Annotated in this window: 12 protein-coding genes and 1 tRNA gene; 4 read left to right on the forward strand and 9 right to left on the reverse strand. The window is 48.7% G+C overall.

What is annotated here, in order from left to right; translation table 11 throughout:
* Window positions 1-231: 231 nt before the first annotated feature.
* Window positions 232-3,996 carry a chemotaxis protein CheB gene (locus QUA00_RS25950; protein ID WP_333411664.1) on the reverse strand — a complete coding sequence of 1,255 codons (3,765 nt, stop codon included), beginning with the start codon at window positions 3,994-3,996 and terminating at the stop codon, window positions 232-234.
* 297 nt (window positions 3,997-4,293) lie between these two features.
* On the opposite strand from QUA00_RS25950, the gene QUA00_RS25955 reads away from it, so the two are divergent.
* The 4 genes from QUA00_RS25955 (at window position 4,294) to QUA00_RS25970 (ending at window position 8,864) form a co-directional block, all read left to right on the forward strand.
* Window positions 4,294-4,422 (forward strand): hypothetical protein, encoded by a 129-nt coding sequence (locus QUA00_RS25955; RefSeq protein WP_333411665.1) that lies wholly within the window; start codon window positions 4,294-4,296, stop codon window positions 4,420-4,422.
* 403 nt (window positions 4,423-4,825) lie between these two features.
* Entirely contained in the window at window positions 4,826-5,185 is a 360-nt protein-coding gene (locus QUA00_RS25960) for a HEAT repeat domain-containing protein (protein ID WP_333411666.1), read from the forward strand.
* Window positions 5,186-5,697: 512 nt separating this feature from the next.
* Window positions 5,698-8,238, forward strand: a complete 2,541-nt coding sequence (locus QUA00_RS25965; protein ID WP_333411667.1) for a calcium-binding protein — start codon at window positions 5,698-5,700, stop codon at window positions 8,236-8,238.
* Between the two features lie 554 nt (window positions 8,239-8,792).
* Window positions 8,793-8,864, forward strand: a tRNA-Gly gene (locus QUA00_RS25970).
* 215 nt (window positions 8,865-9,079) lie between these two features.
* Here QUA00_RS25970 and QUA00_RS25975 read toward each other — a convergent pair.
* From QUA00_RS25975 to QUA00_RS26010, 8 genes are all read right to left on the reverse strand, one after another.
* Window positions 9,080-9,385 (reverse strand): flagellar alpha dynein, encoded by a 306-nt coding sequence (locus tag QUA00_RS25975; protein ID WP_333411668.1) that lies wholly within the window; start codon window positions 9,383-9,385, stop codon window positions 9,080-9,082.
* 32 nt (window positions 9,386-9,417) lie between these two features.
* Window positions 9,418-9,735 carry a hypothetical protein gene (locus tag QUA00_RS25980; RefSeq protein WP_333411669.1) on the reverse strand — a complete coding sequence of 106 codons (318 nt, stop codon included), beginning with the start codon at window positions 9,733-9,735 and terminating at the stop codon, window positions 9,418-9,420.
* 139 nt (window positions 9,736-9,874) lie between these two features.
* Window positions 9,875-12,679, reverse strand: coding sequence for a DUF5906 domain-containing protein (locus QUA00_RS25985; protein WP_333411670.1), 2,805 nt, complete (start codon window positions 12,677-12,679; stop codon window positions 9,875-9,877).
* A 131-nt stretch (window positions 12,680-12,810) separates the two neighbouring features.
* Window positions 12,811-13,311 carry a hypothetical protein gene (locus tag QUA00_RS25990; RefSeq protein ID WP_333411671.1) on the reverse strand — a complete coding sequence of 167 codons (501 nt, stop codon included), beginning with the start codon at window positions 13,309-13,311 and terminating at the stop codon, window positions 12,811-12,813.
* 65 nt (window positions 13,312-13,376) lie between these two features.
* A complete protein-coding gene (locus tag QUA00_RS25995) occupies window positions 13,377-13,682 on the reverse strand; it encodes a hypothetical protein (RefSeq protein WP_333411672.1) in 306 nt (101 codons plus the stop codon).
* The gene (locus QUA00_RS26000; protein ID WP_333411673.1) at window positions 13,675-14,262 is read right to left on the reverse strand and encodes a hypothetical protein; all 588 of its coding nucleotides are present in this window, start codon (window positions 14,260-14,262) and stop codon (window positions 13,675-13,677) included. The genes QUA00_RS25995 and QUA00_RS26000 overlap by 8 nt, the downstream gene beginning before the upstream one ends.
* On the reverse strand, window positions 14,253-14,516 hold the full coding sequence (locus QUA00_RS26005) for a hypothetical protein (protein WP_333411674.1): 264 nt from the start codon (window positions 14,514-14,516) through the stop codon (window positions 14,253-14,255). Before QUA00_RS26005 ends, QUA00_RS26000 begins: the two co-directional genes overlap by 10 nt.
* The coding region (locus tag QUA00_RS26010) for a hypothetical protein (RefSeq protein WP_333409247.1) at window positions 14,517-14,945 on the reverse strand (429 nt) is incomplete at its 5' end.

Below are 14,945 nucleotides of genomic sequence, written 5' to 3' on the forward strand. Positions count from 1 at the left end.
ATGTCAGGTCGATTAACTATTAACCATAATATCCCGGTCAGGGCGGGTTTTTAAGATTGTTAATTATTGGCAGGTATTGTGGGTGAACCCGCCCCTACAAAAATCGCGATCGATCGACCGGTATAGCCCAATTTTCACTTTTTTTGACTCACAGTCAACAGTCAACAGCCAACAATCAACAGCCAACAGTCAACAATCAACAGTCAACAGTCAACAATCAACAGTTAACAATCATGGGATATCTGTTCGTAGCGGCAACCTCACGGTAAAGGTTGCCCCTTGTCCCTCACCCGGACTTGTTGCACTAACAGTACCGCCGTGGAGTTCTACTAAATGACGGACGATCGACAATCCTAGCCCCAATCCAGCGTCTCTGCGAGAGTAGCTACTATCCGCCTGACGGAAGCGATCGAACACATAGGGGAGAAAATCAGGGTTAATGCCCTTACCAGTATCGCTAACTTGGATTTGAGCCATGCCATCAATGTAGTCTAATGCGATCTCAATTCTTCCTCCGGTTGGGGTGAATTTAATCGCGTTTGAAAGTAGATTCCACACCACTTGTTGTAAGCGACTTGGATCGGCCAAAATCTTTGGTTTTAAAGGACTTAGCCTGGATTCAATTTGAATATTTTTGGCTTCTGCCGCGAAACGAATTACCCCGATCGCATTTTCAACCAGTGGATTGATCTCAACCTCAGAAGCATTGAGGCGAAATTGGCCTGTGGTAATCCGCGAAACGTCTAAGATATCATCGATGAGCTGGTTTTGTGCTTTGGCTGCGCGCTCGATCGTTTTTAGCGCCTCCTGGGTTTTAGCCTCGTCAAATTTTTTCACGCGCAGCAACTGTGCCCAGCCAATCATCGCATTCAGCGGCGTCCGCAGTTCGTGAGAGAGGACGGACAAAAACTCATCTTTGATGCGGTTGGCCTCCTCAGCAGCCGCACGGGCCGATTGTTCTTGAATCCGAAGGCTGCGTTCTCTCTCGTACTGTTTTTGATCGGTGATATCCTCGATCGCCAACAGAATCATCTGTGTATTGCCAACCGGAGGCATTTTGCGGGCATTGAGCAGCATTATTTTATGCCCGATCTGCTCAAAGTTATGCTCGACTTCAAAATCTTTAAACTGGGCACTGCCTGCCAGAATTTCTTTGAGGAGCGATCGCAACTTGGGAATATTCCACTGTCCATTACCGAGATCGAAAAATGATCGGTGCTCTGTTTCGCTCGCCATCACCTGAAACGTCTCGTAGAAAGAACGATTGGCGGTGAGCGCCCGCAGGTTGAGATCTAATACTAGCAAAGGTTCCCGCACGGTTTCCACGATCGTTTCGGCGTAATTTTTCGCTTCCATCAAATGCTGGGCGCTGACTTTTAGCTCGTTGATATCGACCAACATCAGCACCGCCCCATCAATCTTGTGGTCGAGCGTCCGGTAGGGTCGAATATGCAGCTCGTACCAACGACCGTCTCGATCTTGAACCTCGTGAACTTTCAAATTGAGGGTGCGGATCACCCCTAAAATCCATTGCTCTAAGTCCGGTACTATCAACTTGTGAGTGATGTCGCTCAAAGACCGCCCGATATCGCTAGAAATCAAGTTGAATATGCGTTCGATTGCGGGAGTAAACCGGCGGATTCGCAGGTCGTTTCCCAGCATCAGGATCGGAATATTGATGCTGGTCAGGAGATTCTCTAAATCGTTGCTCACCTCAGTCGATTCCAAATTGCGCCGCTGCAATTCGTCATTAATCGTGTTGAGTTCTTCATTGGTTGCCTGAATCTCTTCTTTCGCGGTTTCGAGTTCCTCATTCATGCTTTGCAACTCTTCGTTGCTCGACAAAATCTCTTCGTTGGCGGCTCTCAAATCTTGATTAGCGGCTTGATGTTCTTGGACGATCGCTCCGAGATGTTCTTTTGTAGTTTTCAGTTCCTGCAGCAGCCTTGCAATCTCCTCACTTTCACCCTGTGAATGATCAGAGTTGACTCTCTCCTGGTCAGCAGCAGCAGGCATTGCAGAGATCGCGGACTCCTCTTGAAACAACACTAAAAAATACTCTTTTGCCGCAGCGCCGGCTTGGAATGGAATCACATTAATTCCGACCTGCCGGAGGCGAGCGCCGTCTTTAAGTTGGAAGCCTGCCCGTGCGATCGGCTGCTTATGATGTGAGGCTTCTTGAATTGCAGTACGCAGTTCCACGCGCAATCCTTCTTTTGCCATTCTCAGCAGGCTAAAGCTCGCTCTACCGGGAGCCGGTTCTAGGTAGGCATTCGTCTGTCCTCGAAATTGCAGAATCTCGCTGGCTGTATTAATCACGACCCCGACAGGGGCATAGTGATTCAAAACAATGCGATCGGCCTCTTTTTCCATTTCGATTTCCTCCAATCTTTCCGCTTGCTGCGCTGGTGGGTTGGGTGGTGTCAGAGGGTAGTTGCTAGCATTTAAATCCATGCTAAGCCAATGCGTCACCTGTTTTTTAGTATAAATTTTATTCTTTTTATCGAATACCGCAAACAATATTGAAAACTCTCCAACCGTTTCCGAAGTGCCTAACAGCAAAAAGCCCGCGGGCCCAAGCCCATAGTGGAACATTGGCAGCAGTTTTTTCTGCAACAGGGGTGTCAGATAGATCAGCACGTTCCGACAGGTAATCAAATCCATCCGCGAAAAGGGCGGATCGCCGATCAGGTTTTGTCTAGCAAAGACGCAGAGTTCGCGCACGGGCTTAGCGATTTGGTATCCGCCCTCGACTGGGACAAAGAACCGATTTAGGCGTTCGGGTGAAATATCGGCGACTTGGGCATTGGTATAAAAGCCAGTGCGAGCGATCGCGATCGCATTTTCGCTGATGTCTGTGGCATAAATCTGAATCGGCAGGTTAGTAGATCGAGCTGCTAAAAACTCTAGCAAGCAGATGGCCATCGAGTAAGCTTCTTCACCCGTTGAACAGCCGGCGATCCAAATTCGGATCGGTTTTTTCGGCGATTTATCTTTGACGATTGCGGGAAAAACATTGCTGCTTAAGGCCTCAAAGCTTTCGGGGTCGCGGAAAAAGCTGGTGACATGAATTAAGACATCGTGATACAGCGCCGTTACTTCTGTCGGGGTGCTTTGGAGATATTCGGCATAATGTTCGATCCGTTCCAGCTTGTAGAGCAACATCCGCCGATGTATCCGCCGCTTCAAGGTGGTTTGTTTGTAGTGAGTAAAGTCAACTCCTGTAGCCGCCCGCAGCAAACTGTAGATCATGGCGATCGCATCTTCACTTGCGATCGCATCTTCACTTGCGATCGCATCTTCACTTGCGATCGCATCTTCACTTGCGATCGCAAGTGAAGATGCCATCATGTAGGGATGACGGCCGATCTCTGCTATTTTATAGGCTATTTTTTCCGGTGGCAAGATAAAGTCTACCTGACCCGTAGCCGCCGCAGTATTCGGCATACTGCTAACTTGTGCCGTATCTTCACATTGGGCAAAAGTAATACCGCCTGCGGCCTTAATCGCTTTTAACCCTTGGGCACCATCGCTGTCGCCCCCGGACAAAATGACGCCGATGGATTTGTTCCCCCGTTCTTCGGCGAGGGAAAACATAAAAATATCGACAGACATAAATACCCCCTTTCGTTTGCCGCGAGGCGTTAGCTTCAGCACTGATCGCTCGATGGTCATGCTGAAATTCGAGGGGATAACGTAGACCTGATTCGGTGCTATGAGCATCCCATCTGTCACCTCATGCACGGGCATCAGGGTCGATCGACCCAGAATCAAACTCAAGCCACTTCCCTGATTCGGCAACATATGCTGAATTATTACAAACGCCATGCCGGTATCGATCGGCAAATGGCTCAGTAACTGCATAAAGGCTTCCAATCCACCCGCAGATGCTCCTATTGCGACTACAGGAAATAAGTCGTTTGGATTGTCCTGCTTTTGAGCTGTTTTGATACCAGCTTTAGGTCGAGATTTCTTGGGATACTTATTCTGACTCATTTTTTTTACCAGATACCTTCCGGGCGGCGCATTATAGTTATATTGCCTTTATTTTTAATATATATATATATATATATATATCAAAATGAATAATGAGTCATCTACCTGCCGATATAATCTCTAGGCGAACTCGGTCGGTGCGCTCAAGCGATTTTAAAATTCTTATTTGGGAGTTCCCCCTTTCCTAGCGGGGGACAAGATTGAAACGGGAAATCCCTTATAAATTGTACTAATTGTACTGTTAATAGTGGAGAATCAGTTAACTTTGCAGATTCTGCGATCGTAGCAATTCTATGAATGTTTGCGATCGAGTGGAGTTCCCTAAATGCGCCAACTCCTCAATTAACTTCCAACCGGAATCTTTTGGGATCTTCTCAAGGATTGGCGATCGGGAAAAGCTGCGGGGAAACAAAACAGTACAATTAAGTAGAAAAAATTAAAAAAACAGAACATCATACACAACCGCAATTAATCTCGTTTTTAGGTAGGCAGTTTGAGGCGATTAAGAGCGGGATAGCTTCGCTTCACGCAAATTCCCTACCGCCCCGTCGATGTAAACTCTCTCTGGATTATTTTTTTAACTGCTTCATCACTGCTTGCTGGGGCATTTTTACCTTTTGAGTCATTTCCAGAGTATCATCCATTAGCGGTTGCCAATATTGATCAAATTCAGCAATTGCTTCCTGAACTTCTTCTGGTGTTGAAGTTTGAGGCTGTTAATTTGCAGACACAATCTAATAACTGAATTTTTTATTTTCCCAAAATCCGGCACTTTTGGCTAAAATCTTAAAGAAAAGTAACAAAAAAATATTTTAATTGACTTAGAGAAATGAGGAAAATCCCAGCAGCGCTGCAAAGTTCGGATTCTCAAGACAGGCTGCGGGGGGTAACGGCTGTGAGAAAGTGCGACTCTGCGGTGGCGCTAGCGAGGTTGCTGAGGAAAGTGAAGGATGGGGAGTTTATGGTGCGATCGTTCGTGGCGATGGGATTGCGGCATAGTCCAACTGCGGAAGCTTTGGCGGCGCTGTTAAAAATGATGCAGTTCGATCGCGATCGGAATGTGCGCGCAGAAGCCGCTAACTCTTTGTCAAGGTTCGGGGCCGGTTTTCGTGGCGATGACAATTTGCTCGTCCGCCGCCGTATCATCATAGCTCGGTTGTGCGATCGGCTGCCGCTGTTTCATCAATGAATACGTGGTTTTTGATGTGTATAGTATCTAGCCAACGCCTTCATTCATAGCGCAATTTTTGTACAAGTTCTGTAGCTTGCTCAGTCGCTACTCAAGTTTTTTTTACGCCTTAATTTTAAGCCGTTAAGAGTGCGGGACAAACTTGATATACTTACCTCTATGCCTTGGCGCTCTTTTATTTCAAGAGTGAATCTCTGTTTTGCCACGCACTTAGTATCTTCTGTGGTAAGTCAATAGAATATGCCGCCATCTCTAAATAATTTGCTTTTTTTACATCTTTAAAGTTTACAATCTTTGTGGCGGCTTTTATCTCAAAGTGCTGTAATTCAGTTATTTTTTGGTGACGATAGGCTATAAGCAATAGCATCTTTTGTCGCAAATGAAACAAATTATGCCAAAAAAACTTTTTTGGAAAATTCGCAGAATTATTGGGAAAAAGCACTGAGAGATAATTAGGGCGTAGTAGCTAAGTAAAATTAGCCCTCGCCTGTTTACACTAAGCAGGGAAAAACATGGCAATATTTCTGGGTACATCCTTAGAGGACACTCTCAAGGGCGGGTTAGGCAACGACAGCCTTTTTGGGGCAGACGGCAATGACTCACTTATTGGTTCTGGCTCCAATAACACCTTAGATGGGGGTCCAGGAAATGATACTCTCGAGCCAGACTTGGGCAACGATAGCTTGTTTGGCGGCGACGGGAATGACTCTATTTATGGCGGTTTTTATAGCTCCTCAAATAGCACCTTAGATGGGGGTGCTGGCGATGATACGATCGATGCCGAGTATGGGAATACCGGCCAGGTGCTACGAGGAGGAATCGGCAACGATTACTATCTAGCTCCACGGGGGAAAACGAGTCAGATTCAGGATACCGATGGCACAGATCGGCTGTTTGTTGGCAATTTCGATATCCAGGGCACAGATGTTTCTCTATCCTTGTCGCCTGGAAAGATTGGATTAACGCGACAAGGTACTAGCCTACTGATTGACATTAACGGAGACGGGATAGCAAAGCCTGCCGATGACTTGGTGATTTTAGACTTTTTCGGTGCATCCCCGACTGTCGCGGGTGCTGGCTTGATCGAAACCATCAACAACCTTTCTGGTACAGCAATCCTCGCTGCTAATCTCACTGAGGCTACGATAGCAGGCGGACTCAATGTAACCACAGGTACTCCCGGCGATGATAACCTCATAGGCACTGCCGGTGATGAGAACCTCTCAGGCTTAGAAGGCAATGACAACATCTCAGGCTTAGAAGGCAACGACACCCTGGTTGGCGGTGCAGGAGATAACAACCTCAGTGGTGGTGGGGGGAATGACAGCCTCTTTGGTGGCGACGGCAATGACACGCTGGATGGCGGTGCCGACAACGACACCATCAAGGGCAATGCCGGTACTAACAGCCTCAGCGGGGGTGCAGGAAATGACGACATCCGTGGCGGCAGCAACAATAGCACCCTGGATGGAGGTATGGGCGATGATATCTTGGATGGTGGTGGCCTCTTGTTAGGGGGAGATGGCAATGACTTGTTCTTTACCGGTGTAGGTAGTTCCAACAGCACTTTAGAAGGCGGTGCGGGTAACGATACGCTGAATTCCTACATCAGCAGTAATGGAGGCACTGATGTGCTGCGAGGCGGTGCAGGTAACGATTTATACAATTCCTCCAACAGCAAGTCGAGTCAGATTCAGGATACTGAGGGTATAGATAATGTGCAAATAGGTTTCGGCACCAGCACAAACCTTTCCCTGTCGCTGCTGGCGGCGGGAACTCAGGGGTTGGGGCGCCAAGGTACCAGTCTGGTAGTTGATATCAACAAAGACGGAATCGCCAACCCTGCTGATGACTTGGTGATTTTAGACTTCTTCGGTGCATCCCCGACTGTCGCGGGTGCTGGCTTAATCGAAACCCTCAACAACCTCTCTGGTAGCGACATTCTGGCTGCTAATTTACCAGACTCACCCACAGCGCCGACACCCACAGCGCCGACACCCACAGCGCCAACACCCACAGCGCCAACACCCACCGCGCCAACACCTACCGCGCCAACACCCACCGCGCCAACACCCACGGCGCCAACACCCACAGCGCCAACACCCACCGCGCCGACACCCACCGCGCCAACACCGGTTGCACTCCCACCGCTGCCACCCACACCAGTTACGACGCCCACACCGGCTACAACACCTACACCCGTTTTCACTCCCGCACCGCCTGTGACGATCGCACTTCCGATCGCACTCACAGTCACAAGCGCGCCCGCACCGACAGGCTCAGCGTCAGGGAACATCGGCAGCAACAGCAATGACGTGATTATTGCGATCGACGCTAACAGTCCCGTCTACGGCAACAAAGGCAACGACACCTTAATCGGCAATAGCGAAAACAACACATTTTTCGGAGGCAAAGGAGACGATGCCTTATTTGGCGACGACGGCAACGATCTCCTATTTGGCAACGACGGCAATGACACCGTGATTGGAGGCAGCGGTAACGATATTGAGTTAGGAGGAAAAGGTGACGACTTCTTGTATGGCGGCGACGGTAACGATGCCATCAGCGGCGATCTAGGCAACAATACGTTAGCCGGCGACGCTGGTAATGACTCCCTGTACGGCGGTAAAGATAACGATGCTTTGCTGGGCGGTACTGGCAACGATTTCCTCTATGCCAAAGAAGGCAACGACATTCTCAGTGGCGTTGACGGCACTGCTGCTAACCCAGGGCGAGGCGAAATCGATACGCTGATTGGCGCTGAAGGCAATGATACTTTCTTGCTGGGAGATGCCACCAAGTTCTATTACAACGATGGCAACGATACCGGCACTGGCGCAGGCGACTACGCTTTGATTGTCGGTTTTAACCCGACTGAAGATATCCTCCAACTTCAAGGTGCTCCTAGCACTTACCAGTTAGGTGCTTCACCCGAAGGATTGCCTGCTGGAACCGCTATCTTTAAGAAGACTTCGGGATCGGATGAATTGATTGCGATCGTCCAATCAGTTTCTTTCCTGGCTATTGACAGCACCTCTTTGCGCTTCGTCTAAGGGCAAAGTTCGCTCCCCCTCGATCGATCGGCGGTTGAAAACCCACCCCCTCGATCGATCGGCGGTTGAAACCGCTTCTTGTCAAACGAAGTCCGCGCAACGCGAGACTAAGAGAAGAGATTGACGGGGTATTTAAGCCAGATTAAGTCCTGCCTTTGGTGCAGGACTTTTTTGTCGGGTGGAGGGGCGATCGCGCCCACGCAAAATTGACAGAGGACTTACGCATGGGGCTCAGAAACCGGGTTTTTTACGAAAATACTTTGTTGAAACCGCTAGATTGGGTAAAAAACCCGGTTTCTTTGGTCGGAGTGCCTAAGTCCTGTTAAGCTGTTCGGCATTTAAAGGACTTGCGTAAGGTGCGTCAGCATCTAAGGTTTTCCGTTTCAGCGTAAGGGTTCTAGCTGACGCACCCTACTAGCCTCGTTACTGGTTTAAATGCTCCACAGCTTACACTCAAAATCGCCTGATCCAAATCAGAAAATAGGTGTATAATGTTTTATAGTCGTTTTTGAGCGTAATTGCTACAAAGTGAAAACAGGTAAAAAACACTAAGCGCGGGCGTAATTCAGTGGTAGAATGTCAGCTTCCCATGCTGAACGTCGTGGGTTCGAGTCCCACTGTCCGCTTGCGTCTATAAGAACCTCAAACCAACGATAAATCAACGGTTTGAGGTTTTTTATTGCTGATTTTTGAGGCTATCAAGGGGTCTATTTGACTAGAAATTGACTACGATTTGACTACGATTTGACCAAACTGAGTATCAACTGACTACGGTTTGACTACGGTTTTTTTTGACCGTAGTCAGCCCTTCCCCGCAGAAGGCCTCGCTTCCAGTAGTAAGTCAGGGTTCCCCCACAAGCAGTTCTAGAATCCCCTCGATGTCTGCGAGCGATGCGGTAGGTTTCTTAGGTTTCATGCCCTCGGCTTTCTTCTTTTCGTACTTGGCTATCAACTGGTTGAGCAGGTCGGCTGGCTCTGGAAATTTTGCGACGGTCGGAGCTGAGTTTTTATTTGCTTCCCGATCGCGCTGCGCTTCCTTGAGCTCTTGCTCCAACATCTGCACCTTCAGTCCTAAATCGCCGTTGCGCTCGTGTAACTCATTCAGTTCCTTATCCCATTCTGCAAGCTGCTTGTTGGCCGCTTTCAATTCCTGCCTGAGTGATTCATCGTTGCCGTCACTCAGGCACTCAATTTTCCCAGCCGTTCCTCAATGGCGGCCATCCGTTCCATCACGGGGTCAAGGCGATCGGCTACAACCTTGTCTACAGTGTCTACAATTTCTGTAGACGCGACGCTATCATTACTTCGTGTAGACAAATCCGTAGGTGTTGTAGACAGTGTAGACAGATGCACTGTAGACAGTGTAGACGTGCCTGAGACTTCTTTGAGGATGCGTTGTGCAGCTTGACTAAGCGACTCACCGTCTAGCTTCTGAGCTTCTATCCAGTTCAGGAAGTGACCGGATGCTCTGAATGATACGACTTGACTTTGACTCATTGTAGACACCTGTATACAGTATTTGTCTACAGTAACTGATAGCTGTCTACAGTGTCAACATATTGTCTACAAAACTTGTAGACACGAAAGTCCCCCAATTAAGGGGGATGGGATTGAGCCGTCAGTTGTCAGGCAGTGGCTAAATTTTTCCTTGGAGACGGATGAGTTCAGCAATCCGCTCGCGGACTAACTCGTCTTCTCCCTCCAGCCAGTCAGCGATAGTAGCAATGCTGTATTTCCGTCCCGGCGTATTCCATCCGAACAGTTGAGTAAGCAGGGCTTGTAAATGTTCAGAACGGTACTCTGGCCACCAGATTAGTGCAATATCTCGCATTTTTTCCGCGTCCTCTGGGCTGATAACTTCAGGTACTGATGCCACTGCCGGCTCTGACTCTGGTTTTAATGGGGGCTGAGCTTGCGGAGATTGAGTGAGTATTTTTACCAGTTTCTCGCGCTCGCTGTCGGTAAGTTGAGAGAGTAAATTGCAAACCTGACTAAAAGGTGAGGAAATTGCGTCACCATCGTCTCCACCGCCCTGGATAAGGGTTTGTGCGTCACCAACTGCGTCACCAGTATTTTTTGGTGACGCAGTTTTCCTTACTGTGTCTACTGGAGACGATGGTGACGCAGTTTTTGCAGTTTGCGGTGAGGTGTGTACAAATCCGACGCCAAGCAAATATCTTTGCCCTTTCCGTTCCATCTCGTCTCGTTCATTATGGCGACACACTTGGAGTTTAGGGAAAATCTCGCTAAACCTTGACCCCAACTGGTTTATAGCTTTTACAGGAGCGTCATACTTACTAGGAAGTTCATTCCAAATCAACTTCTCCTTGGTGCCGCTAGTCTCTCGCTCTAGAATCCCTGCATCCTCATACCAATCTTGCAATTGCTCCCACAAATCTTTAACCCAGACGCGACCGCCAGACTGAACCTCCAAACCAACCTCGCGCGCAAACTGCCACAAGTGCCGACTTTCCTCTTGAGCTTCTCGCATCGCCTCACGAATTGCCTTGTAGTCAATCCCCTCTTTCAACAACAGTGGCAACCGCTCCAACATCTTATTGAGCATCGCCGGCGCAATCCGCTCAAGGATAAAGTTCTCATCATCCTTAAAGCGCGGGTCAGCCTCTAATTCACCCTGAGACGGGTCAGCGTTACGCTTGTAGGTTTTCCCGAAGCTCAGGATGCTGTAGCGGTCATCGATTGCAGCCGTCCCCCCGGTGATGGACGGTAGTTTGTTGCAGTTGGCTAAAAAGATGGCCGCAGGCTTGTACTCATAACCATCCTTGCCCTTGCGTTCAATATCAAGAGTGTCACCTGTAATCAACTGTTTAAGACTCTGGATGGTGTCGAGGTCTACTTTTGCAGTGTTCTCCGAAGCCCAGTTACAAATACTTCCTTCAATTCCTGCTAGAGAGAACTTGCGGCCATTGTCATAGGATTTGAAGTCTGACAGCGACTTCCCGGTCATCCCCCGCCCAAAGACAGCGGACAACACAGCCCGCAATGTATCCTTACCGTTAGACCCCTCGCCGTGGCACAGCAAGCCTTTAACGCCCCGTCCCGTCAGCTTGGAGCGGACAAGCTTCAAATTCAACGCAGCAGCAGCAGTCCGCAAAAATACCTCACGCTGCGACGGCTCCAAGCATTCCAAAAGGCGATCGCAATCTGTCGGGTCAATGTCGGGGTCATACTTGCACCCAACATATGTGTAAATCCGTTTGGGGTCATGCGGTATAAGCTTATGAGAACCGTCAGCATTGATTTTTACCACTCCATCAGGAGTGTTCAACCCATCAGGGTTAATGGTTTCAACAAGCTTGCCCACAGCAACCAATAGGGAGCTATAAACCTCATTAACACTGGCAGAATTAGCGCGGTTGCAGCGGTGCTTCCCTTTTACAAACTCAGAGTAGGTACTCAACCAATCAAAAATTCGCCGCTTCTCCCCAGCCTCCGGTCGCAGCTCGTGATAAGTGCCAGTAAATTCAAACAACTGCTGCCCTATCGCTGCCCAATTATCACGAGGATGATACAGCGCTGCGAGAGCTTTTTGAATGTAGTTTTGTTCTGGAGCGGGCGCGGTGTCTGGGATGTAGTCGTTCTCACTACTGTCATACTTCTGGCATACTACTTCTTTTCGCGTGCGCGGGTGAGGAGTAATGAAATTTAGTATGTCTTGAGCGTTAAGCTTTTCGCTGTCAATCCAGTCTTTGATATCAAACCCCTGACTTTTTGGCAGATTGTCCCAAACCCAAGAGTCAGGGTCACAGTACAGCCACTGAGCGTCTGGGAAATGTTGTGAAACTTTGGCCGCATCCTCAACCCCTGGTATGTCACGGTCAGGAGTTATAACAACCTTCGCACCCTGTAAATCGCTTGTGTCAGTGATTCGCCATTTACCCATTCCGCCGATGCTAGTAGTAGCGGCTAAACCTAAATCCCAAAAAATGTCAGCACACGATTCACCGTCAACGATGAAGACAAGTTGATTATTTGCGATCGCATCTTGGACATCGGCACAGCGGTAGACCGGGATGCTGGCACGTTCAACTTTGCCCAAACCCATCACCCAGTCGTTCTTGTCTTCGTCCCAGTGCTGTTGCTTGATATCCTTCTTGCGTCCGTCGCCGAAATCAACCCGCCGTACCCTGACAAATGTGGAGCCGTTGCGACCGGGATAGTAGTGGTAGCGAGTATCCGCGGGTCGGATGGCTTTCTTTTGAATTGGAGCGTAGAAGATGTGACCGTCTGCATCAGACTTGCTGGTAGCTTCCCAGCCAGTAGTGGGCGGTTGGTCACGGTTACAGACTGATAAATTGCCGATGGAGTAGCACCAGTCAGACTTGCCACAGTGCAGGCAAGGATTGTCTTTGGTTACACGAACAAGATTTCCACGGGTGCTTGAAGTTTGCCCGTCATTCGAGTTAATATTGTGGGACATGATGATTTGTCTCGTCTTTCTAAGGGATGAGTGAATTACCTAAAACCGTTGCGCTCAGGTCTCAATTGAAAGCAGCGGTTTTTTGGTGTCTAGATTTGTTGAAAATTTAAGGCACAGGAGAGACCGCCCCGCTAGTTGACTAGGGGTGCGATTAAGCTGTCGTTACGAGCACAGCCACCTATTTCAGCGTCAGGCAATGGGATAAAGATTGAGAAGGATGGCGGCGCCCGATCGGTTGCTCGAATAGGTAACTGAATGTCGGTGTCTACGGTTACAGATTCTTTAGCAAACTCAAGACGAGTTTCGGGAGTTTTCTCAGGCTTGTTGATGAGATACCTTATCTCTGCCAACATCTGCCCCCGGACTGTGCAGCAAATGTATTTCCAGAACCTCATCTTTCTCGGATTCCATTCCCGGCTGCGTTCTCCAAACTCCACAAGAGATTCTCCGGCCCCTCCATTCCAGAAAGGCTTTAGACTGCGCTTGACTCGTTTGATGAACCCGTAAATACATTTCACATCCATATCGAACATTTTAAGCGACAAGTCGCACTTGATAATCTCGGACAGATTTTGTCCCGGCAACGAACCGAAAACGTAAAAAAAACGTACCGTTTCTCTACCAAAACTCACTCGTCGGGTTTAAAGGTAAAAGCACTAGACGAGTGAGTCAGAACAAGGCTTTCGGCGCCGCCAAGTCAGAGGGACTCTTGTCCGAAATCTCGGACGGATTTTTCTGCACCCTGACCACCCAACACCGCGTCCCACAGTCGAGGTTGTGGTTCCCCTAGTGTTGGCGGGACTGCTACCCCAAGCTGAGGTAATTGCAAGTCGTTGAGGTAGTAAGCGTACTGATTGTCCTCCCCCCGTTGCGGGTAGAACTTGCCGTTAGTTTTCCAGAAGAAATCTTTACCTCGCAAAACCGCCAACACTAACTCTATTTCTGACTTAGTACCAGTCAATCTTAGGGCTGCTGTGGTTGGAATATTCGGCTGTCTAGTCATCACTTTCCCCCTTCACAAACGGCATCAAAAACTCATACTCAGCCTTCGCGTCCCGGTAGGCTTGGCTACTGCCGGCTGACACTCCCCAAACTTCTTTAAGGATTTTATTCTTGCCGGTGATGCCCTTCGCGTGACATTGCAGAATTAGTTCGATTTGTTCGCGCTGCCTAGTGGATAAATTCACGACTGCGAGTTCGCCAGAATCGCCAGAAGTCTTATTCAGTAGCAGTTCTAGTGATTCTCTTATCGAATCGAGTTCTGCTTCTTGTTCGTCTGTTCGTTCGTTTGTTGTCAGAATTTGTTCTGCTTCCTGTTGTCTTTGTTTCTGAGAAATGTATACGCTTGTCGAGATTTCATCCACCACATCAGCAGTGATTGCCCGCTCTTTAATCGCCTCAATCTCCCCTTGCTCAGACAGTTTACGTGCGATATTACCCGCCGATACTGCACAAGCAATTGCAGCACACAAACTAACACCTTGCAGTGCTTTGTGAGTGTCTAGCTTTTTGTCTAGTGCTGCTAGTGGAGTCAGCCACAACACGACAGAGGACGCGCTCAAAACGAACAGTTTTAGCTGCATAGAAACACCCCCAAACCAATCAGCAACATCGCTAAACCACCGATTAAAACTGCATATAAATCAGCCACTGAAATCTTGAGTAACTTACTCAGGGAGTAGTCAAGCAACCAGCTTAAACCCCAAGCAATCGCAATCGCTGCTAACAGGAAGGAGACGGCTTTCATTGCCATCGGATGCAGACTCGCTATCCACCCTAAAAGGGAGAAAGCGACGCATCCGGCAACGAAGTAGTTAGCCAGATACATCGCTTTCATCTAGTTAGCCCCTCCCGTCAGTTTGGCTTTAATTTCATCAATCCGAGTACGGGCATCGCTGTCAGCCTTGTCAATCCCTAAACCCAGTCGGGCATATCCGGGACGCAAGCTGTGCAAGTGCTTAGCCAGTCGAGTGTCTGAGCGTTTTTTACCCAGTTCATTGTCGGCAACAACACCCTCGTATTTGCGGTGATGGCGGTGAACTTTGGCATCGGCTTCTTCGACTTTTGCCAGCGCTTCATAGGCGCGTTTAGACTGTTTTGCACCGTCTGTTTTCTCCTTAGCCAAGTCCTTCATAGCGTCCGCTTCTTCCTTGGTAAAGTAGCGCGGTGCTGGCACAACTGGAACACTGCGGATGCTGGAAAAATTACCAGGATTTAGCGGTGTGATGACACTTGCGTCGGTGCTTGCCAGAACTTTTGATTTGTC

The sequence above is a fragment of the Microcoleus sp. T2B6 genome (assembly GCF_036700475.1).
Taxonomy (GTDB): Bacteria; Cyanobacteriota; Cyanobacteriia; order Cyanobacteriales; family Microcoleaceae; genus Microcoleus.